This is a genomic window from Winogradskyella psychrotolerans (assembly GCF_018860545.1).
Classification (GTDB): domain Bacteria; phylum Bacteroidota; class Bacteroidia; order Flavobacteriales; family Flavobacteriaceae; genus Winogradskyella; species Winogradskyella psychrotolerans_A.
The window spans coordinates 71,815-94,988 of sequence record NZ_JAHKPN010000039.1 but is presented as its reverse complement, the minus strand read 5'-3'; the positions used below and the strand labels follow the sequence as shown (position 1 = coordinate 94,988).

The 23,174-nt window shown below is 34.3% G+C and carries 18 protein-coding genes; 4 read left to right on the top strand and 14 right to left on the bottom strand.

The window, feature by feature from the left end; all coding sequences use genetic code 11:
- The first annotated feature begins 380 nt into the window (after window positions 1-380).
- Entirely contained in the window at window positions 381-1,274 is an 894-nt protein-coding gene (gene fabD, locus KO515_RS12950; protein WP_215936762.1) for an ACP S-malonyltransferase, read from the top strand.
- Window positions 1,275-1,285: 11 nt separating this feature from the next.
- Window positions 1,286-1,786, top strand: a complete 501-nt coding sequence (gene lspA / locus KO515_RS12945; RefSeq protein ID WP_215936761.1) for a signal peptidase II — start codon at window positions 1,286-1,288, stop codon at window positions 1,784-1,786.
- Here lspA and KO515_RS12940 read toward each other — a convergent pair.
- The 4 genes from KO515_RS12940 to KO515_RS12925 form a co-directional block, all read right to left on the bottom strand.
- Entirely contained in the window at window positions 1,783-1,974 is a 192-nt protein-coding gene (locus tag KO515_RS12940) for a hypothetical protein (protein ID WP_215936760.1), read from the bottom strand. The genes lspA and KO515_RS12940 overlap by 4 nt on opposite strands.
- 189 nt (window positions 1,975-2,163) lie before the next feature.
- Window positions 2,164-3,441 carry a metal-dependent hydrolase family protein gene (locus tag KO515_RS12935; protein ID WP_215936759.1) on the bottom strand — a complete coding sequence of 426 codons (1,278 nt, stop codon included), beginning with the start codon at window positions 3,439-3,441 and terminating at the stop codon, window positions 2,164-2,166.
- Between the two features lie 13 nt (window positions 3,442-3,454).
- A complete protein-coding gene (gene galE / locus KO515_RS12930) occupies window positions 3,455-4,474 on the bottom strand; it encodes a UDP-glucose 4-epimerase GalE (protein WP_215936758.1) in 1,020 nt (339 codons plus the stop codon).
- A gap of 91 nt (window positions 4,475-4,565) precedes the next feature.
- Window positions 4,566-5,726 (bottom strand): DegT/DnrJ/EryC1/StrS family aminotransferase, encoded by a 1,161-nt coding sequence (locus KO515_RS12925; protein WP_215936757.1) that lies wholly within the window; start codon window positions 5,724-5,726, stop codon window positions 4,566-4,568.
- A 124-nt stretch (window positions 5,727-5,850) separates the two neighbouring features.
- Here KO515_RS12925 and KO515_RS12920 point away from each other — a divergent pair, with 124 nt between their 5' ends.
- The gene (locus KO515_RS12920) at window positions 5,851-7,089 is read left to right on the top strand and encodes a 3-deoxy-D-manno-octulosonic acid transferase (RefSeq protein WP_215936756.1); all 1,239 of its coding nucleotides are present in this window, start codon (window positions 5,851-5,853) and stop codon (window positions 7,087-7,089) included.
- Between the two features lie 24 nt (window positions 7,090-7,113).
- On the opposite strand, the gene KO515_RS12915 is transcribed toward KO515_RS12920, so the two are convergent.
- Both KO515_RS12915 and KO515_RS12910 read right to left on the bottom strand, forming a co-directional pair.
- Window positions 7,114-7,722, bottom strand: coding sequence for an alpha-ketoglutarate-dependent dioxygenase AlkB family protein (locus KO515_RS12915; protein WP_215936755.1), 609 nt, complete (start codon window positions 7,720-7,722; stop codon window positions 7,114-7,116).
- 116 nt (window positions 7,723-7,838) lie between these two features.
- Entirely contained in the window at window positions 7,839-9,158 is a 1,320-nt protein-coding gene (locus KO515_RS12910) for a M20/M25/M40 family metallo-hydrolase (RefSeq protein ID WP_215936754.1), read from the bottom strand.
- A gap of 270 nt (window positions 9,159-9,428) precedes the next feature.
- On the opposite strand from KO515_RS12910, the gene KO515_RS12905 reads away from it, so the two are divergent.
- On the top strand, window positions 9,429-9,875 hold the full coding sequence (locus tag KO515_RS12905; protein ID WP_215936753.1) for a hypothetical protein: 447 nt from the start codon (window positions 9,429-9,431) through the stop codon (window positions 9,873-9,875).
- A 72-nt stretch (window positions 9,876-9,947) separates the two neighbouring features.
- Here the strand turns inward: KO515_RS12905 and KO515_RS12900 are convergent, their stop codons facing one another.
- The 8 genes from KO515_RS12900 to KO515_RS12865 form a co-directional block, all read right to left on the bottom strand.
- On the bottom strand, window positions 9,948-10,955 hold the full coding sequence (locus KO515_RS12900) for a LacI family DNA-binding transcriptional regulator (RefSeq protein ID WP_215936752.1): 1,008 nt from the start codon (window positions 10,953-10,955) through the stop codon (window positions 9,948-9,950).
- Between the two features lie 73 nt (window positions 10,956-11,028).
- The gene (locus KO515_RS12895) at window positions 11,029-13,029 is read right to left on the bottom strand and encodes a discoidin domain-containing protein (RefSeq protein WP_215936751.1); all 2,001 of its coding nucleotides are present in this window, start codon (window positions 13,027-13,029) and stop codon (window positions 11,029-11,031) included.
- 404 nt (window positions 13,030-13,433) lie between these two features.
- A complete protein-coding gene (locus KO515_RS12890; protein WP_215936750.1) occupies window positions 13,434-14,318 on the bottom strand; it encodes a glycosyl hydrolase family 17 protein in 885 nt (294 codons plus the stop codon).
- Between the two features lie 14 nt (window positions 14,319-14,332).
- Window positions 14,333-15,754 carry an MFS transporter gene (locus KO515_RS12885; RefSeq protein WP_215936749.1) on the bottom strand — a complete coding sequence of 474 codons (1,422 nt, stop codon included), beginning with the start codon at window positions 15,752-15,754 and terminating at the stop codon, window positions 14,333-14,335.
- Between the two features lie 2 nt (window positions 15,755-15,756).
- A complete protein-coding gene (locus KO515_RS12880) occupies window positions 15,757-17,265 on the bottom strand; it encodes a glycoside hydrolase family 30 protein (protein ID WP_215936748.1) in 1,509 nt (502 codons plus the stop codon).
- Window positions 17,266-17,272: 7 nt separating this feature from the next.
- Complete coding sequence (locus tag KO515_RS12875; protein WP_215936747.1) at window positions 17,273-18,331, bottom strand: glycoside hydrolase family 2 TIM barrel-domain containing protein; 1,059 nt, start codon at window positions 18,329-18,331, stop codon at window positions 17,273-17,275.
- Window positions 18,332-18,334: 3 nt separating this feature from the next.
- Window positions 18,335-19,627: a glycosyl hydrolase family 17 protein gene (locus KO515_RS12870; protein ID WP_215936746.1), complete on the bottom strand. Its 1,293-nt coding sequence runs from the start codon at window positions 19,625-19,627 to the stop codon at window positions 18,335-18,337.
- A 15-nt stretch (window positions 19,628-19,642) separates the two neighbouring features.
- A complete protein-coding gene (locus KO515_RS12865; protein ID WP_215936745.1) occupies window positions 19,643-23,104 on the bottom strand; it encodes a hypothetical protein in 3,462 nt (1,153 codons plus the stop codon).
- Window positions 23,105-23,174: the final 70 nt, after the last annotated feature.

Sequence of the window (23,174 nt, the reverse complement as noted above, 5' to 3'; positions counted from 1 at the left end):
CACTATGGTAATGATATAGTAATAATAATAGAATTTTCAACTCAATTCAAATCTTAAAAACAGAATTATAGCTATCACATAAGGAATCAAAGCTGATGACGACTCTAATTTTTTTAAAACAAACATGTCGAAACTGCTCCTTAAATTTTTGATACAAAACCACTTTGGCATACCCAAAGACATAAAAAACAAAGTACTTCTTGTTGTAGGGAATAAGAAGTCATATTAAAAGGATGTTTATGAAAAGCATCCTTTTTTTTATGAACTAAAACGGTTTCAAATTCTTAATGTAAAAAAGAAAATCAAAGAAGGGAATACATACCATACAAAGGTCTCTTTAATAAATTATTACTATTTTCGCGTCTCAAATTGTAACACATATGAACGCATATATATTTCCAGGTCAAGGTGCTCAATTCTCAGGAATGGGATTAGACCTTTACGAAAATTCGCCTTTAGCACAAGAATTCTTTGAAAAAGCCAATGATATACTTGGTTTTAATATTACAGACATTATGTTTGAAGGCTCTGCTGAAGATTTAAAAGAAACTAAAGTTACCCAACCAGCCATTTTTTTACACTCTGTTATTTTAGCAAAGACGTTAGGAGATAGCTTTAAACCAGACATGGTTGCTGGGCATTCTCTCGGAGAATTTTCTGCTTTGGTTGCAGCAGGAGCTTTAACTTTTGAAGATGGTCTTAAATTAGTATCACAACGTGCGCAAGCGATGCAAAAAGCTTGCGAGTTACAACCAAGCACAATGGCTGCAGTTTTAGGTTTAGAAGACCATATTGTTGAAGATATATGTAAAACCACAGAAGGGATTGTCGTTGCCGCTAACTACAATTGCCCAGGCCAATTAGTAATTTCTGGTGAGGTTGAAGCTATAAATAGAGCATGTGAGTCTTTAAAAGATGCAGGTGCAAGACGTGCATTAGTATTACCTGTTGGAGGAGCATTTCACTCCCCTTTAATGGAACCTGCTCGTGAAGAATTAGCAGCTGCTATTGAGAATACAACCTTTAGTACTCCAACTTGTCCCATATACCAGAATGTCACGGCTTCTGCGATTACAGATGAAAATGAAATTAAAGCCAATTTAATTTCACAATTAACCGCTCCTGTTCGTTGGACACAATCGGTGCAACAAATGATTGCAGATGGTGCTTCAAATTTCACAGAAGTTGGTCCAGGAAAAGTTTTACAAGGCTTAGTAAAGAAAATACATAGAGCAGCAGAAACAGCTTCAGCTACTTTTGAAACTAACGTCTAAATCTAGCTACTTTGAACAGAACGTTATTTATATCACTTGTCATAATATTTAATATTGCCATAGATCAAATATCGAAGGTAATCGTTAGAACCACTATGATTAAAGGTGGAAAAGGTCAAATCAATGTTATTCAAGACTATTTCCAACTCATTTGGGTGGAAAACAAAGGAGCCTTTTTAGGTATGGGTAGTGATATGAATCCAACCTTGCGACTTATCTTTTTATTAGTTTTGCCTACACTGGTTTTGGTTTACGTGTTATATTATATCCTTAAGACTAAAGAATTAGACCGTTTGAGTCTTATCGCTTTTTGTTGTATTGTAGGAGGAGGTGTAGCCAATGTCTTCGACCGCATTGTATTTGGCCAAGTCACTGACTTTTTCTACATTAATTTAGGAGGTATCTTTAGAACAGGAATCTTTAATGTTGCCGATATGTCCGTAACCGCAGGTATGATACTATTATTATTTAGTGGTATTTTTAGCAACAAGAAGAAAGAGAAAATTGCTTAACGCGCTAATTGGCAATCTTCACAATCTTTAACTTCTCCATAATAGGTTTCACGATATTTGTGAAGTGTTTTATAAGGAATACTTAAAAACTGTTTTTTAATATAGGTGACGTTAGTTAACATTACACCCATTTTTTTTGTAAAACGACCTTCAGTTTTGGTCTCTCTTTTAATGCTTATCAATTTCATGTTGTTCAATTATCATTCCTTGCAAAGCAACAAAGATTGATAACCAATCCAAAGTAATAAGTGTTAAAACCGGCTTAACAGCTCCCGATATTATCATATTGAAAATCAGACACTATAACCATTATCATATTCACAGTGCTATTGCGTATCTTTTATATATCCAATAAGTAAAATACGACCAAAAAAGCACTAATTCTTATAAATAATACCATTTTTCATAACGAAAGTCACATTTTCCATAGTAGAAATATTCTTCGTTGGATCGTCATTTACAGCAATAATATCGGCTATGAAATTTGATTCTATTTGCCCAATTTGGTTATCCATTTTTAATAACAAAGCATTGGTAACAGTAGCACTTTGAATTGCTTCTATTTCAGGCATTCCGGCTTCAACCATATACCCAAACTCTTTTCCGTTGTCACCATGATAAAAAACGGCTGCATCCGTACCAAAAGCAATACCAACTCCAGCCTTATACGCCCTTCCAAACATATCTTGAATTTTAGGACCAATATTTAAAGCTTTAGGCACAATAATTTCAGGGTAATACCCATCTATTTTAGCTTTGTCCGAGACAAATTTTCCAGCGGTAATGGTTGGTACTAAATAGACATCGTGTTTTTTCATGAGTTCCATCGTTTCAGCACTCATTAAGGTGCCATGTTCAATAGTTTTCACACCTCCTAAAATAGCACGTTGCATGCCTTCATCTCCATGTGCATGCGCCGCCACATGAAACCCATAATCTTTCGCTGTTTCACAAATCGCTTTTATTTCTTCGACTGTGAATTGTGGATTCTGACCACTTTTAGCCACACTCAGCACTCCGCCTGTCGCTGTAATTTTAATTAAATCTGCACCATTTTTATACCGTTGTCTTACGGCTTTTTTAGCATCCTCTACTCCATTAACAACACCTTCTTTAGGACCTGGATCTCCCATAAGCTCGTGGCTCGATCCGTTTGTAGGATCTGCATGACCTCCTGTAGTGGCCAGTGCTTTACCTGCTGTAAAAATTCTTGGGCCAACAATTGTTCCGGAGTTTACAGCATTTCTTAATGCTATATTGACACCAGAGCCACCCAAATCTCTAACCGTTGTAAAGCCACTCATTAAAGTTACTTTCGCATAGTTTACAGATTCAAACGCTACATCAGCCTCATTATAGGTATAGGCTTCTAAATACGATTTTGGATTGGTTTCTCCTTCTAGATGCACATGCATATCTATAAGACCTGGCATTACGGTTTTCGACTTTAAATCAACCGTTACATCCTCTGAATTTGCTGGCATAACGTAGCCATTTTTAACCGAAATAATTTTATCATCAGAAACCACAATGGTTTTCTCTTTGAGTACTTTTCCAGATTTTGTATCGATTAATTTCCCACAATGTAGATAAGTGTCTTGCGCCGAAAGTGATACAACACTTAATAAAACGATAATTCTGAATAAAGTTTTCATCCGTTACTATTTATTATTTTGATCTAATTTTTTGCTCCCATTTCCAAGCAGAATCCATAGCATCATCTAAAGTCAGTTTAGTTTTCCAACCTAAAACACTATTTGCTTTGGATGTTTCGGCATAGGCTGAAATCACATCACCTTCTCTTCTCTCAACTATTTTATAGTTTAATGATGTGCCAGAAACTCGTTCAAATGACTGAACAGCTTCTAAAACGGTACTTCCCGTTCCAGTACCGAGGTTAAAAAACTCATAATTAGAGTCATTTTCATCATTCAAAAGACGCTGTAAAGCCAATACATGTGCTTTTGCGAGATCCACCACATGAATATAATCTCTAATACAAGTACCATCAGATGTTGGATAATCACCTCCAAACACAGATAATTGCTCTCGTAAACCAATAGCGGTTTGCGTGATATAAGGTACTAAATTTTGTGGAACTCCAATTGGCAATTCACCAATTTCAGTTGACTCATGCGCTCCAATAGGATTAAAATAACGAAGTGCAATCGCTTTTATACCTTCATTTACACGACAGGTATCTCTTATAATTTCTTCACCAATTTGCTTAGTATTGCCATAAGGAGATTCTGCAGGTTTTACAGGTGCATTCTCTGTAATTGGTAATTCATCAGCTTGTCCATAAACTGTACACGATGAACTAAAAATGAAATTCTTCTGACTTAAACCACTCAATTCTTGAAGCATGTAAATTAAAGTAGTAACGTTATTTTCATAGTACATTAAAGGTTCTTTTACACTTTCTCCAACGGCTTTATTTGCTGCAAAATGAATGACTCCGACAATATCGTTGTGACGCTTAAAAAAATCTTGAACGTCAGATTTAACTTTTAAATCTAGCTTTTCAAAAAGTGGTTTTTTATTAGTAATTGCCGTAATACCGTCTACAACTTCAATTGAAGAATTAGATAAATTATCTATAATTACAACCTCGTAGCCTTCGTTCTGCAATTCTACAACGGTATGCGACCCAATAAAACCTAAACCACCTGTGACTAAAATTTTCATATATTTTTTATGTTTTTTTCTTAATTGTCACATGCCGTTTGCAATTAATCAATCCATTGACTGATAAAATTCTTAACATGCTTATTATATATTAATTATTTTCTTGTATAAAATTTAAAACTGTATTTGCAATATATTCAATCTGTTCATCATCTAACTCCGTATGCATTGGAAGTGAAATCACCGATTTTATTAACGCATTGGTCACTGGAAAATCGGACTCATTATAGCGATCATCCATGTACGCTTTTTGTCTGTGCAGCGGAATTGGATAATACACACCACAAGGGATATTATTAGATTGCAAGTGTGCTACAAGAGCGTCTCTATCTACTCCTTTTAGATTAAGTGTATATTGATGAAATACATGGCAGTCACAAGTATCACAAATTCCTTCACATTCTGTTAAACCAGATGGAACCGTAATATTAGGGTGATTTTTAAAAGCCTCATTATATTTTCTTGCGGCATCTCGTCTAGCACTATTGTAGGCATCTAAATGCGGCAATTTAGCATCTAACACGGCCGCTTGAATAGAATCTAAACGTGAATTAACACCAACAACGTCATGATGGTATCGTTCATACATCCCATGATTCACAATACCTCTAATTGTATGAGCTAAATCATCATCATTTGTAAAAATAGCTCCACCATCACCATAACACCCTAAATTTTTAGAAGGAAAAAAAGACGTTGAAGCAGCATGACCGATAGCACCTGTTTTGGTTTTAGTACCATCGCGATGTGTATAGTGCGCTCCAATACCCTGAGCATTATCCTCTATAACATATAAATCATGTTCTTTTGCTAAATCCATTATAGCATCCATGTCTGCAGGTAAGCCAAATAAATGAACTGGCACTATAGCTTTAGTTTTTGGTGTTATTGCTTTTTTAATCGCAGCAATATCAATATTAAAAGTTACAGGATCTACATCAACTAAAACTGGAGTTAATTGCAATAACGCAATAACCTCAACAGTGGCTGCGAACGTAAAATCTGCGGTAATCACCTCATCACCGGGCTGCAAGCCTAAGCCCATCATTGCAATTTGCAAAGCATCTGTTCCGTTAGCACAAGGAATAACATGTTTAACTCCTAAATAATTCTCAAGATTCTTCTGAAACTCATGCACCTTAGGACCATTAATAAAACTGGCACTGTCCATTACTTCTTGAATCGAAGGATCTACTATATCTTTAATTTTGGCATACTGACTTTGAAGGTCAACCATCTGTATTTTTTTCATTGTAAAGACTACATTTTAGTGTATAAATATAAAAGCATAAAGCTATTAGCGAAAATACGAAATTGTAAGCGCTATGACAACGCAATTAATTGAAAGAAATGTATTTTAGCACAAATATTTGTTTTTGAAAGCACTCTATTCTATAGGAATTTATTTAGCAAGTTTTATTATTAAAATTGCAGCTTTATTCAATTCTAAATTGAAACAAGGTGTCGTTGGCAGAAACACGACCTTTTCAAAACTTGAAAACAACATTAATCCTGAAGTTAAAACCTTTTGGTTTCACTGTGCCTCTTTAGGAGAATACGAACAAGGTTTACCTGTTTTTGAAGCTTTAAAAGCCGAACATCCCGATTATAAAGTGGTCTTATCCTTTTTCTCTCCCTCTGGTTTTGAGGTTCGGAAAAATGCAAAAATTGCAGATTGTGTTGTTTACCTTCCACTGGATACCACAGCAAACGCCAAACGCTTTTTAGACTTGGTAAACCCAGACTATATTCTATTTGTAAAATATGAAATTTGGCCTAACGTTTTACATGAAATTAAAAAACGGAACTTAAAAGCGATTTTAATTTCGGCTGTATTCAGAAAAGAGCAAAGTTTTTTCAAAGGCTATGGTCGTTTTATGAGATCGGCTTTATTTGGATTTAAACATATTTTTACTCAAGACGAAAATTCCAAAGCTTTACTTGAAGGCATTAATTACAATTCTGTTTCCATTTCTGGTGACACACGATTTGATCGGGTTTCAAACCAACTAAAAATTGATAATACCGTTCCTTTTATTGAAGCTTTTAAAAATGACAAATTTTGTGTTGTTTTTGGGAGTTCTTGGCCAGACGATGATACATTATATATGGACTTTATCAATTCCAATACTAATCCGGAAGTAAAGTTTGTGATTGCTCCCCATAATATAAAACCAAGTTATGTGGCTTCTTTAAAATCACAATTGAATGTAAAAACCATTAGTTATTCAGAATTAACTCAAAATGAAAATTTAGCTGATTACAAGGTGTTCATTTTGGATACCATTGGTTATTTAAGCAAAGTATATAGTTATGCAAACATTGCTTATGTTGGCGGTGGCGCTGGCACAACTGGCTTGCATAATATACTAGAACCCGCTGTTTTTGGAATTCCGATTCTTATTGGAAAAAACTATACTAAATTTCCTGAAGCCAAAACACTTATTGATTTAGGAGGAGTCACTAGTCTGGAGAGTTCTACAGCCTTTGATTCTTGTTTAAACGCATTGTTAACAGATGGTGAACTAAGAAAAAAACAAGGAGCAATTACTAAATCTTTTATAGATTCGAATAGAGGAGCTGTTCATAAGATTATGGATTATTTAAAAACATAATCTTAAAACTGATAACACAATGCGTTACCTATTCAATTCTATAGTTCTAAACGTTAAATTTATTCTCGGTGTTTTTACTTTTTTAGTTGGTGGTAAGCGATGCAACCAATGGGTTTGAGTGGCGCCTTTCATAACTAATAAACTACCTTTTTCTAACAGCACAGAGACATTTTGTTTGGTTACTTTATGTTTAAATAAAAACTTTCGCTCTGCTCCAAAACTTAACGAACCAATAGCACCATCCTTTTTTAAATCCTTTTCTCTATCGCTATGCCAAGACATACCTTCGTCACCACTATGATACAAATTAAGTAAACATGAGTTAAAAGTTTCTCCCGTTTTAGCTTCAACCAATGTCTTGAGTTCTAAAAGCTCTTGATTCCATGGTAGGGCCAATTTCGTAGTTTTAGAATAGGTATAATTAAAGGGTTCATCACCATACCAAGCTACTTTTCGTTTTGTGGTTATTAGTTTTCCGAAAATGATTGCCTTATCATATTCCCAATCGATATATTGAAGTAACTTCTCATAATATTCATGTGCTTTTTCAATAGACATTATAGAGCCATAATAAATTACTTCCCCATCAAATGGCAAGCGGTTAAATTCTGTTTCTGAATTAAATAAATCCATTATTTCTAATATAATACAACTTCTTTATTTTACAGCTTTAAAACCGGTGTAGTGGAATCACTTTTTTATCTTAAAAGACAACTATAAAAAAGCGTATTTATATATATTTTTTTATTTTACAATTTGGAGTTCACTAATCTGTACATCAAAACCGCTGTAATTTTTGCTTGAATTGCCACAGTATTTAAATTCCCTGTTTCACTAATAGTGTGATCACCACCACCTCCTGTAAGCCCTAAACCATCTATTGCCATATCTACATATTCTGAAGTAAATGAAATATCAGCTGCTCCCGCATTTCTAGGATTTACTGCTGTAACTGATCCGAAACCTAAATCTTCACTTACCGTATTATAATAACCCAATAATTTTACATTGCCTTCCGTTTTTGTCAATGGCGGATAAGCTCCTTCTGAGAATGTTAGTTCGGCATTCGTTTTCGGATAGTGCTCTGAAACAATCCTTTTCATCGTTGCTTTAGCTTTAATTAATTGTTCTAAAGACACAGCTCTTAAATCCCCACGAACAAGAGTTTCTTGTGAGACCACATTAGTTTTTCCAAAGGCATGTCCACCAGTACCATCCTCATCGGGTTGTAAGGTTGTACCACCAATTATGAATCCTGGGTTGAAGGTTAAATCTTTTTCTTTAGCTAACTGACCGTAGAATTCATTTAAGATTCTAGATGTTTCATAGATAGCTCCTGCACCAATTTGATCTGTAAAAATCTGAGAAGAGTGTGCTGGGTTTCCAGTGACCTTAAGTTGCCAATCTGTAGAACCTCTGCGAGATACCACTATTGTTTTTGGGTTATTATCTCCATTTTCAAATCCTAAAGCAATATCTGCACGTTTTGCTGCATCAATTAAATCTTTTTTGGACAATGCTATTGGATCTCCGCTTTTTTCTTCGTCTCCCGTCATTATAATCTCTATAGACATATCATCTAATAGTCCAGCATCATTTAAAGCTTGCATTGCCAAAATAATGATAACATCACCACCTTTCATGTCCGCAACTCCAGGACCTTTCATTATGGAATCATTAAGCATGGTGTATTCTTGAAAAGGACTATCTAACTCAAAAACGGTATCTAAATGTCCTATCATTAAAAATTTTGGCCCTTTTTTTCCTTGTCTTGTGGCTATTAAATGTCCTGCTCTTCCATAAGTATCACCTTTTGTTAATTCCGTTTTAAAACCTAGTTTGTCGAGTTCACTTTTATATAATTGACCAACCTCCTGTACGCCGTCAAAATTCATCGTACCACTATTTATATTGACTGTTTTTTTTACCAAAGCAATAGCTTTTTCGGTATGTTGATCTACAGCTTTTACAATACTTTTTTCTTTTCTATTATTTTGAGAAAACCCCAAAAGAGAAAAACATAATACTGTAATAAAAAATAAAAATTTGTAACTGGGTTTTAAAATCATACTATTATCCTATTTGTAAATTTCTTTACTTAAGTTACTATATTAATCCTTTTAATGACGGACTCTGATTGATTATAATCGTTTATTTTCTAATTTAGATATATATAAAAGTAATTAAAATAGAAAAAACATTAGCAAACAACGTCCAAATCTACATCTATATACGTATATAGTAGCGATGTGCGTTATATAAACTAATAAAAGATGTTAAAAATTAACTAAAATTACTATTTTCGTACATTAACATAAATTAACACTAAAACCAATAAAATGAAAAAAGTTGTATTAAGTTTAGCATTAGTTGCTGTATTAGGATTATCATTTACATCTTGTAGAGAAACAGCAGATAAAGCTGGTGAAGCAGTAGAAAACGCTTCTGACACTACAGAAAATGCTTTAGAAGATGCTGGTGAAGCAATCGAAGACGCTATGGATGAAGCTGGTGACACAATAGATGAAGCTATTGATGATGCAGGTGATGCAATGGATGACGCTAAAGGCGCTACAGGTGATGCAATGGATGACGCCAAAGCTACTGCAAGTGACGCTATAGATGACGCTAAAGCTACTGCAAGTGATGCTATTGACTCTGCTAAAGATACTGCTAAGGACGCCGTTGAAGGAGCAAAACAAGCAGGTAGCGATGCTGTTGATTCAGCGAAAAAAACTGGTAGTGATGCTGTAAATTCTGCTGCTGATAAAGTTAAAGGAATGTAATACACAACGTCTTAAAATAAAAAAGCTTGATGACTAAATGCATCAAGCTTTTTTTATGCCTAAATTTTAAAATTAAGATACAGAAGACTCACTTAGTTGCAACTCACTAGGCACAATAATAGTTTGCAATTTTAGCGTGTCATCCTTAATATTATCAATTAATAATTTTGTCGACATCTCACCTATTTTATGTGCTTTCTGATGAATAATTGAGATCTTTGGGTTCGATAATACTTGCGTATGCTCATAACCAAAACCGACTACGGACAAATCTTTAGGAATGTCTTTTCCCAATTTTTTAGCCATATTAATCGCTACAATACCTGTAACGTGATCAATAGAAAGAATAGCATCAATAGACTTATTCGCTTTTAAATAATCATATATTTTATGTTCAACATCGCGATCAATGGCATTGTCTAGTTTTAAAATATTGGATTTTAAATTATGATCTTCCAAAGCTTTTGTAAAACCACTTATTCTAAGCTGACCAACGCTGAGCTCTTCAATATTACTTACTAAAAGAATATTTTTTCGCTGCTCAGCCACTATTAAATGCTCTGTAGCTTCATAAACGGATTGAAAATCATCCACAATAACTTTATTACATTCAATCTCATCTACGACTCTATCGAACATTAAAACAGGTAATTTACTTTTAATGGCAGATTTAATATGATCCGTTTGTTCTTTCACTTGACTCTCTCTTGCTACAGCGATAATGAATCCATCGACACTTCCATTAGCTAAAAGATCTAAACTGCGCTTTTCTTTATGCAAGGTTTCATTAGACAAGCATACAATAATATCATAATCATTATTAGTTGCTGTTTTTTCAATGCCGTGTAGTACTTCTGCAAAAAACGGATTGGTTACTGTTGGTAGAATAACCCCAATAATCTTTGTCTTATTGGTTTTTAGTTGTTGTGCTATTCTATTGGGTTTATAGTTGAGCTTCGTAGCCAATTCTTTAACTCTTACTCTTGTGTTTTCACTAATTTCATGACTATCATTTAACGCTTTTGAAACGGTTGAAACAGAAATATTTAAAAGAGCAGCTAATTCTTTGAGTGTCGTCATTTTTTTATCATTTATATATACAAGAAAGAGCGTAAAATATACGCTCTTTAATTGCTATTAAAAAATTTTTAAATTAATTTTTAACTAACCTAATAATTTTTGAGCCATTATTGCTTACAACTTTAGCCAAATAAATACCTGGTTTTAATTCAGACGCTGCAATTGAAACTTCAGTTGCATGAGGTTGTAAAGCCATAATTTGCTTACCTAGAACATCATAAACCTGTACTGAATTTACAAGTCCGTTACTCGATTTTAAGTTCCAAACATTTTGTGCTGGGTTAGGATAGACTTTAAATTGAGTGGTGTCGTAATTAGCAACATTAAGCACAGTTGGAGCTTCAGCTAATTTAAAACCATCCCAAGAGATATTATCGAAATAAGAAGTGTTATCAGTCGTTCTAGGATTCATGATATCTGGATGAATCACTATTGTATCATTATCGTGATTTTCTCCACTAGAAACCGAACCAGATATATCATACGTTAAGGTTTCCCAAGCATTAATTACCGTATTTGGTTGCTGAACAGCATAAATAGTTCCATTAGTTGTATTTACAATTTTTACCATTACATCACTAATAACAGATTTGTAAACATCAATTGTTAATGTCGTAGATGAAGCATCTAACTCCCATTCCCAAATAGTACCATGTTGATTTGCACAACCTGCCCATTCAGATTCTCCTGCCAATGAGGTAAATTTAGCTACCCTAGACGACGTGTTGACACCAGACGCATCAGGATTTGATACTATTTCAAATGGAGGATTCGCACCGTTTTCAAAGGTATCCCAATTAGAAGCATCGCTACCCGCAGTCCCTGATTCAAAAGTTAAATCAAATGTGGCTTGCACTGGCGTGAATATTTCTGCGAAATTGATAGTATAGGTATTAGTATCTACTCCGTTTTGTGCAGTTACTAAAACAGTTGTTGTTCCCGGAATTCCACTAGCGTCGGTAACAACAGCTGATGCTGGAGACGCTTGAGATGTAGTAGCTACAACCGTAGGAACCATGGTTGTACCTTGTGGTAACTCTACATTATAATTAAATGTATTTGCTCCAAATCCCGTAACTGTAACCCCATCAACTGTAAGATCACTTAAGGTCGCAATTGTTGTTGCGTCTAAAGCCTCATAAATCTCAAATTCATATAGACTATAGCCCCAAGCATTCAAAAATCGATGTATTCCATTCATTCTTACATATTGTCCTGTTCCTGTCACAGCAAGATCATCGATTACACCATCGCCAGTTGTTGTGGAATATATGGTCGTCCAATTAATATTATCAGAAGAGATGTCAATTGTGTATTCATCGGCAAAAGCTCCTTCCCAATTTAATACAATCTGACCAATATCGTAACTCATTCCTAAATCAATAGTTATATCTGCAGTTTCACCGTGAACAGATTCCCAACGTGTACCAGAATCTCCATCTATAGCATTACTAGCAGGATTCAATTCGGAAGAAGCACTTGCGGTACCATTAAGTGCTAAGTTTAGACCATTAGGACAAGCATCACAATTTGGGCCACCGCAATCAATGTCTATTTCACCATTGTTCAATATCCCATCATTACATAAATCAACGATCTCTATAATACTGACATTATCTATAAACACAAAACCTGTTTCTGCACCCATATCAAAAATAACTCTATCATCTACTCCGTCTCCGTAATTTATGGTGAATTGATGCGTAAACGTTTGCTGCGTCGCTGTTAATGTCGGATTTTCCGCTAAGTTAGCCCAACCAGGACCATTTTGACCAAGGCCAGCAATTATGGTTCTTGAAGCCGTAACAGCATCTGTCCATGCGTCATAAGATAATTCATATGTTTTTCCATCCTCCAAGACAACATCTTGACTTATATTAACATCCCATGCATTACCAGCCGCTAAAATTTCGGCTTGATTAACCCAATTCCCTCCACCGAGGTCTACAACATTAAGTGCGCCGTTATACCACGGAGATCCAACTCCAGTTTGAAAATCACCATTGGTGACTAGTTCTTGTGCATATCCAAATGACACTGCCAATAGGATAAGTACTAATGTAATTTTTTTCATTGTTTAAAGATTTAATTAATAGTTTATTTAGAATATTATCAATATCACAAGTAGAGTGTTTAGATATTGTAACATCCTTAAATATACACCCTATTATTTATGATTATCACAAACAACACCATACCTAAACCATACAAAAGTTAATTATTAGAATAAAAACACACGACAACCTCATAAACCTAGCAGATAAAGGCCATGGAAGCGCTATTGAGAATAAAACTAATTTAGAATAATTGAAAAAATAACCTACATGTAGTGGTTATGTATTGGTAGTTTTATGCAGCGGTTAATCGGTTATCAGTGATACACAAAAATTATTATGGGTTTAGAGTGTATTTTTACTAAAAACAGTTTAGAAAGAATCCAATTCTATATATGCTTCGCGAATTTCTTCAGTATTAATATTAATACTTAAGTTGTTCATTCTTATCCCAAATGCCCCAAAAAGAACCTACATCACCTTCAGCTCCAACCTTCCATGATTCATCAAAAGAAGAAAAGTAGAACATCTCAATATCGTCTTCTTTTGACCATTGTTGTGAATTAACAAAATACTTGATTGCGTTTTCTTCAGAAGGAAAAGCACCTTCTAGATTGGTACCTTTGTTTGGCCAACCTGTTTCTGTGATAATCACTTTTTTTCCGTTAGCCGCTTTTACAGCCCTGTTATACATATCTTTCATGTAGAGTAACGAATAATCTTGATCACAGCCCTCCCAAAATGGATAACAATTCGCTAAAATAATATCACAAGCCTCCGTTATATTAGGACGATCTACAAACTCGTAGTAAGCATCGACATAACCAACAGGTATATCTTTAATGGATTTCTTCACCCTATAAATGTGCTCTATCAAATCCGATTCCGTTAAATCTCCACGGTACATGACTTCGTTACCAACAGCCGCGATATCAATATAGCCATCTTTTGCCAATTCTATAAGTCCAGAAATTTCCTTTGCGTTTATGCTGTCATCCTCACCTAACCAAGCACCGACAAGCGTTTTTAACCCGTATTCTTTAGCAATTTTTGGTATTAACTCATTGCCTTCAGTACAAGAAAACGAACGAATCCATTTGGTATAGGGTTTTATAATTTCTATACGTCTTCTAATTTGGGATTCCGACAATTCATCTCCTGGCTCTTGACCTTCCATATATGGACTAAAACAAAGACCATGGATTCCTTGAGATAAAACGTCTCTATACAGAACTTTTAGTCCTTCTAAATCTTTATCAGCATAATCAATAGATGCTAATGCCAAAAATTTCTCATCCCTTAAAGACATAATTCAAAATTCAATTACTTAGTTATATCGGTTTTGCGTTTATCTAATTCAGCTCTGTTTTCATTAGCTTTTTCTTCCGTTATATCATAATTACGCATTATATACATTGCTATTAGCGTTCCAACCATAGGAAAAAAGCAAAAGAAAGCATGCAATCCATCTACAGCAGATTGCTGTTCCACAGTCGGCAAATCGGAATTAAAACCAACAAGCCAAATAATAAATCCACTCAACGCTCCGGCAATTGCAAAACCTACTTTAACCATCCACCAATAAATAGCACCAAAAATTCCTTCCCTACGCATTCCTGTATTCAGCTCATCCACATCAATAATATCTGCTGTCATAGACATCATTATGGTAAATAAACTTCCTATACCAAAAGAGAAAAAAGGAAGGGCTATGATATATAACCAAGGCTTACCTGGGACGAATAAAAACCATAATAAAACATAGCCGATAATTGAAATCCCTTGCGCTAACATAAAGGCTTTTTTCTTTCCAAAATGTTTTGACATCTTGGCAACCACAGGTATAACAATAAATGTTGTACCTAAAGCCCCTAAACAACCAAATAAGGATACCCAAATTCCACTTGCTTCGGCATCTCCATTAAATAATTTATATACGATTACAAAAAATGTAAGTGCTGCAACGGTATTAAAGGCATTAAAAATTAAAAAGGTAGCTCCACATATTTTTCGAAATTCTTTAATCTTAAAAGCCTCAATAAAACTGTAGTATATTTTTTTTAAACTATTACCAATATTGGCGCTATTTAAAGGCTCGTAATCGCTATTAACTGTGGATTTACTTTTTAAAAATAGTGCTGGTACCATTGCACAAAGTGCACAGGGAATTGCCACCCAAATAGACAATTGTCTTACCGCTACATCAGCAGATGGAAACCAGTCTGGATCATACATTATAATCCAGAATAAAGGTGCTATCACCCAAGCCCATTGTCCTATAAACTGCGAAATAGCCATAATATTTGTTCGTTCATGAAAGTCGTCACTCATTTCATAACCCATTGCCACGTACGGCACACTAAATAAAGTAAGACCTAAATAAAAAACTAGTGACCATAAGAAGAAATACCAAAAATTGAATTGTAATGAGTTTTCTCTAAACAATTGCCACATTAGAATATAGGAAATTCCCATAATAATTGCACCCAAAAACACGTACTGTCTGCGACGTCCCCATTTAGATTTTGTATTATCGGAAATAAAACCCATTATAGGATCTGTAACTGAATCGAATATTCTTGGCGCAAAGAAAATCACTCCCCACATCCATCCAGGAAATCCTAAATCTTCGACTAAGACCACCATAAATATTCCCATAATGGCTGGAAACATTTGATTCGCAAACATTCCTACTCCGAAGGCTAGCTTTTGCCCTAATGGAACTTTAGTGGCTGAAATGGACATAATTAATTTGTTTTAGATGGAATCAGTATTGTTTGAATGGCTTGTTCGTTAATTTTCACTTTTACCATTTCTTCTCCTAACATTAAACTAAAATCTATAGAAGTAGTACCTTCATTGAATAAGACAACTGCAATAGAACCATCTGGATTCTTAGCGGCTGTAACCATTAGGTCTTCATCTGCGTTTTCAACACCAATAACCTCAGCACCTGGTCTTATATATTTACTAAAATGTGCCATGGTGTAATACAATGGAGTAAAATATACCTCATCAGCATCCGGATCTACAATAACTGGTGCCACACACCAATTCTCAAACCAGTTTGGACCACCTTGACGATCTAAAACCATGTTCCAATCTACCCAGCCATCAACCCAATTGTTTAAACAACCAATGATATCTCTTGCATAGCGATTAACAGGTGCATATTTTGGGTGTAAGTATTTCTTATCATCTTCACGCCAATCATAACCCCAATCCGTAGCTTCTTTTTTCCAGTACCAAGCATCATTTTGCCATACTGGAACTTGAGAATCTATACAGCCTTCCGTTTCTATTAAGTATTTGTCTGGTGCTTTGTCATGTGCATATTGCAATTCTTCCGGGAAATAATCATACGTACTCTCGTACCAATGGATTGCTGTACCAGCAAAATATTTAGAAGAAGCTTCATCTTTAAACATTGCATCGACCCATTCCCCTAAACCTTCTCGGTTTTGATCATAACCAAGAATATTGACGTCTCCATAACCATCAGCTTCTAATTTTGGACCTAAATGGTTTTGAACGAAGTCTGTTTCTTCCTCAGGTGAAAAGTGCATGCTTTCCCAATTATTACCATTTCCATGAGGTTCATTAACTGGTGTTAAACCCCAAATATCTATACCTTCAGCTTTATAAGCTTCTAAGTATTTAGAAAAGTAGAGTGCAAACACATCGTAATATTTTGGCAGTAATTTTCCACCAACATATTCTTTATTGTCTTTCATCCATGGTGGTGATGTCCAAGGCGAAGAAATGATTTTAAAGCCATCTGTTGAAACTGCCTGAGCATCTTTTATCATAGGAATTAAATCATCACGATCTTCTTCAATGTTAAAACTTTCCATGTCCATATCATCTACAACAGGTGCATAGGTATAGTTATTTAATGAAAAATCACATGAAGCAATATGCGTTCTTGTTAAAGAGTAACGTGCACCATCATCTGCAAAATAAGCCTGAAGAATAGTATCACGATTTTTTTTGCTCAGCTTGTTTATTAAATAAGCAGAAGATTCTGTAAAAGAACCTCCGAAACCTGTTATGGTTTGAAACTTTTGTTCTGGTAATAATTTTATAACCGCTGACGAATCTACTTTAGAAAACTCTGTAATTCTAGTGAGTTTATTTCCACTTTCTGAAGTTTCATAAATTTCAACTTCTAAGCTTTTAGTTTCTTTTTTTTCTGAAGTACAACTCATTACTGTTAGAATTAAGAGTGGCAATAGACTATATCTTGATGTTTTCATATTTATGTTATTTATTAGCTGTTTTATTCGTGTTTTTATAGATGTCTTTTACCACATCAAATACTTTCTTCTTGTTTCTATCAATATCAACAATACCCCAAAACTCTTCATTTGGACTCCCATCAAAAGGGACTCCTGTGCTGTTTGGAGCAGTTCCACCGGTGTCTTGCACTTCGTTATTTCCGGCTTTCCACCAACCATCTGTAAATTGAAATAAGGTAACACCAGAACAAATATCCTGGCCATTAAACGTTGCTTTCAAAATAATAGCTGTGGCATCTGCTTGTGCTAATTCATTAATTCCTTGCGCATAACCATCTTTAGCTATCTGCATGTAACTATCAGCACCTGTTTCTGCTAAATACATCGGTTTTTCACTAACTTCTTTCCATTCTTTAAAAATGGTTTCTGGTCGAACTGATCTGTATACATTCATTCCCCAAACATCAATATTTGGATTCATAGACAAAGCCAATTCTTTTGGTAAATCACCATGAGCTGTCGCCACGGGATGTGACAGGTCATTCTCGTGAATTAAACCAGCCGCGTCATTCATGGCTTTGTACCAATTCTTAATATCGCCTCCAAACCATTCGGGATGATAATTATATTCATTACCTAATTCCCACATTAAAATGGCGTTGTGCTTTTTGAATTTATTGACGTAATCTATAAACGATCCTGAGAAAATATCATTTTTACCTCCTTGCTTGTAACCAAATCCAATAATTACTTTTAGACCTGCTTCGCTGATTTCATCAAGCACATGTTCTTCTGCAATTGGCGCGTACACTCTAATGGTATTTATGCCTGCTTCAACCATTAACTCTAAATCTTGAGTAAGTGTCCCAAAATCTCTTTGAGTAGATTTTCCTTTTGGAACGGGATGATAGCAGATGCCTTTTATAAGATAAGACGTATCATTAACCAATAATTGACGTCCAGAAACTGATACAACATCACTTATAGCAACGTCCTCAACGACTGGCGCTGTTTCTTTTTTCGTTTCATTTTTACATGAAACAAAAGCCATTAAACTAACAACTATGATTACAAATTTCTTCATTATTTAATCTCTTGGGTAATCTGTATTCGGCACTAAGACATCTTTCATTAACTCCTCTAAATTTCCATCGTAAGTTTTTGTAATTGGTTTACCATCTCTGGTTAATCCTTCAAACGTACCGTCATCAACTAAGTTCCATAATGGATATTTTACTTCACTTTTTAAGTTAATTAACCCAAAATGATTTTCTGAACCTAACTCATGCTCTGCATCTTTCCATTGTTCATCAAACGCTTCAAAATAGAAAACTGAGATATTTTCTTTATTCGTCCAATTACGAATATGTTTGTAATACAATCCTTGTTTATATTCGTCTGTTGCTCTAGAGCCATTTTTACCATAATGACCCCCAGAAACAGAAGCCCAACCTGTTTCACCAATATGTATTGGTTTATTAACGCCAATACTTTTCATGTAATTTGAAACTGTATCATATTGCGTTTTTGCAAAATCTAGTGCACGGACCATGGCTGCATCAATCTTTTCTTTATCAGTTAAGCTTTCTTCATTTTCAGGGACTTTCCAGAATTGTGGGTTGTAATGCGAATTATGATACGCATAAGTATGCATCGAAATATAATCTACAGCATGTGCTAATTTTTCTAATTCTTCTGTATGATAAATGGTATCTCCTCCTCCCCAAGATGTGTAATCATCTGAACTGGTAATCCATAAATCTGCTGGTAATTCTCCTTTTTGTTTTAACTCTTGAAGATGATTGACCCATTTTAAAATAATCCAAGGTTCTACATAATAACTTGTAGCCCATTTTACCATAGCTTCGTTTCCAACCGCTAGAATTTTTACAATGTCTGGGTATTGTTTTGCCAATGCAACAGCAGTTTTAACCTCAACAGGGTTTCGTTCACTTTCTTCATTGTGAATTGGCTCACCTTCCGCCCAATCGAATGCATTCTTACAATCAATCCAAATGCCGAGCATCACATACATTTCAAAAGTTGAATCCTCAGTCTTTAATTCGTCAATTGCTTTTAACAAATTTGCAGCTTGGTCAAAATGAACATTATACGTTCTCAGCACTTTAATTCCCATAGCATTTAAGATTTTCATATCTTCTTTAAGCTCTGGTATTGTTGGCTGAACATTTCTATCCTTTTGTCTATAACCTCCGTAAGAAATCGCTAAATACTCTGGATTTCCTAATATATCTTCTGCACTTAACATTGGTTTTTCTTTTACGGGTTGTGTCTCACCTTTTTCCTGTTTTGCATCCTGACATGAAATAACAAGTAGCATTGCAAAACCATATATCGCTAATTTTAAAATATCCTTCATGATGACTTTTTTATATTACTTCTTTATAGACACTATAATTTGATTGACTTCGCCTGTACGATTGAAAATTTTATCGCTTGTGTCTGTATCGAGTTTTAAATCATCAAATTTTTCTGAAGTACCATTTTTGTATATAACCTCAACGTTAGTATCATCTTTCAGTTTATAAATAACTGGCACTTGACAATAAGTAAAACAAAGCGACCCTTGATCTAATGCTATCGTTTTTTGTTCTTTATTGATAGTTGTGTAATGGAAATCTTTTGAATCACTTAAAAACTCTTCCGTTCTTAAAAGTCTAGGATTAAAAAACAGTTTTCCGTCTTTTACAAACACTCCTAATTCTCCAAAACGACATAACACATCTTCTTTTACCTGACCAGTCATACCTGGTTGCTGTGCACCTTTTCCTCCCGGTGTATGCGAATATGGATCGGTTGGAAAAGCACCATATAATTCTGGTGATTTATGTGCTCCGATTCCTTCATTAATTTCGTAATAATGCTCTAATAAGCGTCCTATGGTTTCTTCACTTTCATTAGAATTTACAGCCAACAAACAGTTTTCTTGAACTGCTAACAATAATTTAGACACCATGTGCCAGTAAATAGACCCTAAACCTTCATAACCGTAGAATGTACCTGAACGCCCTGTAAATGATTTATGGTCAAACATGTCTTCGAATATCTCTAACAATAAACGAGTTTCAGACGCAATGAGGTCATCATACTTCTCTTGTGGTAACTGGTTCAATGCCGTTTTTAAACTCTCTGCATTATTAAAATTACCGTTAAAATGAAATGCGCCTAGAACATCTTTCTCTATAATCTGAGTATTACCATCAGCAATTAATTGCTTTAATAATTTTGATTTTTCAACAGATTGAACAGGAATATTATTTTTGTCTACAAAGCGCGACAATTGTTTATTTGGATATAAAATGTAACTGTATTGGTCCTCTCTAAAAAGCGCACTTGCTTTTAACCCATCTAATAAACTTAATGCTTCTTTAGGTTTTAAATACCCTGAACTTAAAACAGCAACCTGACCTTCTAACATTTCTGGCAAGTAAGAAATAGACACTTCTGCATCATTTTTAACCGTCATTAAATTGTACGCATGATATAAGTTATCTGCTCTCTTGTTAGCGTTTATGGTATGGTCTAAATACTGTTTTAATGCCGTGAAGAATTTTAATAAATCTTCTTTTGAAATAGCTTCTTTATCGCTGGTAAAACCTGCTTCATAAATTTTTAATCTATAGTCGCTACCTGCAGTACCTAATCCATCTAAAATGGTTTTTCTTTCTTTATCAGATATTTTACCTGACAGTACTTTTACATTATCATGTAATGTTTTTACAACACTTTCAAAAAACGTTTTTAATTCTGTTGAAAGCTTATATTCCGTATCTGAAGAATTTTCAACAATACCTTCAAAGAAATTAATGAATCGTCTTAGGTAATATAAGGTCACCATAGACACACCATTACCAACTAAAGCATTGTTAGCATCGTTCCATTCTGGTCGTTGCGTATTTAACCAAATTCCGCCTTCTGGAATAAAATTGGATACTTTAGCTAAAACGGTCGCTAATAATTTTTCGATTAAGTTGACTTTATGGATGAAATAATTTTCATCTCTTAATAAAGCACCATCTGCACCTAATCTATCTTTTACTGTATTGATTTTTTCATCTAAAGCATGATCAAAATCTATAGTGTCTTTAGGATTTTTTAAGGTGTCTTGATAACTCTTAATCTTATATGGTACGTTAGCATACACAAAAACATCTTGAGTAAAACTATGAGCAAGTTTAGTAGGATAATGCTTCTCAATAAACTCTAAAAACTTTAATAAGTAGATAATTTGATGATCTCCCCAATACCCGATATAAGACCATGGATCATCTTCTTCTATAGTTTCCCAATCAAATCCATCTTTAGTTACTCTGTAAGGATTATAACCTTCAAACGTAGTGGCATTAAAAAACTTATGAATCATCCCTTCCATAAAAGCAGGATAAGAATGTGCAAGCGTTTCCCAATTTTGGAAAATATCTCTCCAGTTCCCTTCGTAATCTAAAATTTTAGAACCGTCTACTTCACTACGTGTGTTAATAGAAAACTTATTCCAAGGTCTACTTGGATCACCATGTCTTCTACTAAATTTTAGTGGTAGATATTCATAACAGAGTCTTTTAAAATTGCTATCATCATCTTGATCAGCGATATTTTTAATATAATCTACCTTGAAGATTTCAGGTAAACTATTTAAAATATCTTCTTTACTTTTTGAAACCTTTTTATTGGCCTTAGCCATATATTTTACAAAATCTTCTTTTTCAATGTTGTAATCGTCATCAAAGATTCCACCTCTCATAATGTTGAAAAGTGTATTTGCAAAGTGTCTTGTATTTCTTAATTTATCATCACCAAGCTGAATTCCGTCTGAAGCACCAACTAATTCTAAAAGATTTTTAGTACCAGCATCTATATCTTGCTGTACTAGTTCTTCAAGATTAGTATTACTTTTTATTTTTTCTGAAATATTATTAATTTCACTTATTGTTTGGTTGACTTCTGCCACAAACATCCAATGTTGTTTTCCATTAGGCTCTAAGCTTAAATCCTTAACAATAAAGTATGCTCCTTTTTCAGCTCTAATATCTTTTTCTTCAGTAATCGTTTTACCATTTCTGAAAGCATCTAACTGTAAAGATGAAATTAAATGCGTAGGATTTTCTAATCCATAAGACCAAACTGTATTAGCTTTTAAAGCCTCACTTGGTTCTGCCTTATCTACAATTATGGCACTTAAAGCAAATATCCCTATTCCAGAATCTGATTCTAGTTCACACTTTTTATAGGCATCAATTAAGTTACTTGTTGCATTTTGAAAATCTGAAGCTAAGCCATATGGCAGAATATTTTGAATACCGTCTAAAATCGTAATATCAACTCTTTCACTTGTATTATTGATAACTTCCCCTTTTCTCACAAATCCAAATTGGTCACTAGAGTTCCATTGGTATCTATAAGTAAGACCTAAGTCTTCGTTAATTTCTTCAAAAACAACTTTATTACCATAACTGTTTTTGTATAAATTTCGTTTCGTAGCATATACACCTTGATACTTGTTTGAAAAAGGTTCCCATAAAAATGTTTTATCATCTTTATGAATTTGAATCATCGTTTTACTACCTGTAGTTTCTAATGATTCCGTTATTTTATCATCTGTATAATAAGGAAACAATGCATTATTTGCATTTTTTCTACCTGCGGTTAACGCTCCATTACTGGAAATAAACATCCAGTGATTAGAATTACTAACAAGACTCATAAAAAATGGTCTCATTTTATCACTATTGGAGATTTTGTAATAATCTTCATTATGAAGTGATACCTGCTCTCCTTTAACTTCAAATTCATCATTTGAGGCTATATTATTTCCTATGTAAATGGGGTTCTTTGTCATTGGTAATTTAATAATCTAGTCGTAGATATCTCTGATGTATATACGACATACTAATTCTTACTAAAATTTA

Excerpts from the sequence above, each read along its gene's own strand:
- KO515_RS12880 (WP_215936748.1), bottom strand. The coding sequence starts at position 17,265 with ATGAAAACATCAAGATATAGTCTATTGCCACTCTTAATTCTAACAGTA.
- KO515_RS12895 (WP_215936751.1), bottom strand. The coding sequence starts at position 13,029 with ATGAAAAAAATTACATTAGTACTTATCCTATTGGCAGTGTCATTTGGA.
- KO515_RS12905 (WP_215936753.1), top strand. The coding sequence starts at position 9,429 with ATGAAAAAAGTTGTATTAAGTTTAGCATTAGTTGCTGTATTAGGATTA.
- KO515_RS12885 (WP_215936749.1), bottom strand. The coding sequence starts at position 15,754 with ATGTCCATTTCAGCCACTAAAGTTCCATTAGGGCAAAAGCTAGCCTTC.
- KO515_RS12865 (WP_215936745.1), bottom strand. The coding sequence starts at position 23,104 with ATGACAAAGAACCCCATTTACATAGGAAATAATATAGCCTCAAATGAT.
- KO515_RS12875 (WP_215936747.1), bottom strand. The coding sequence starts at position 18,331 with ATGAAGAAATTTGTAATCATAGTTGTTAGTTTAATGGCTTTTGTTTCA.
- KO515_RS12940 (WP_215936760.1), bottom strand. The coding sequence starts at position 1,974 with ATGAAATTGATAAGCATTAAAAGAGAGACCAAAACTGAAGGTCGTTTT.
- KO515_RS12915 (WP_215936755.1), bottom strand. The coding sequence starts at position 7,722 with ATGGATTTATTTAATTCAGAAACAGAATTTAACCGCTTGCCATTTGAT.
- KO515_RS12910 (WP_215936754.1), bottom strand. The coding sequence starts at position 9,158 with ATGATTTTAAAACCCAGTTACAAATTTTTATTTTTTATTACAGTATTA.
- KO515_RS12925 (WP_215936757.1), bottom strand. The coding sequence starts at position 5,726 with ATGAAAAAAATACAGATGGTTGACCTTCAAAGTCAGTATGCCAAAATT.
- KO515_RS12935 (WP_215936759.1), bottom strand. The coding sequence starts at position 3,441 with ATGAAAACTTTATTCAGAATTATCGTTTTATTAAGTGTTGTATCACTT.
- fabD (WP_215936762.1), top strand. The coding sequence starts at position 381 with ATGAACGCATATATATTTCCAGGTCAAGGTGCTCAATTCTCAGGAATG.
- KO515_RS12890 (WP_215936750.1), bottom strand. The coding sequence starts at position 14,318 with ATGTCTTTAAGGGATGAGAAATTTTTGGCATTAGCATCTATTGATTAT.
- KO515_RS12870 (WP_215936746.1), bottom strand. The coding sequence starts at position 19,627 with ATGAAGGATATTTTAAAATTAGCGATATATGGTTTTGCAATGCTACTT.
- galE (WP_215936758.1), bottom strand. The coding sequence starts at position 4,474 with ATGAAAATTTTAGTCACAGGTGGTTTAGGTTTTATTGGGTCGCATACC.
- KO515_RS12900 (WP_215936752.1), bottom strand. The coding sequence starts at position 10,955 with ATGACGACACTCAAAGAATTAGCTGCTCTTTTAAATATTTCTGTTTCA.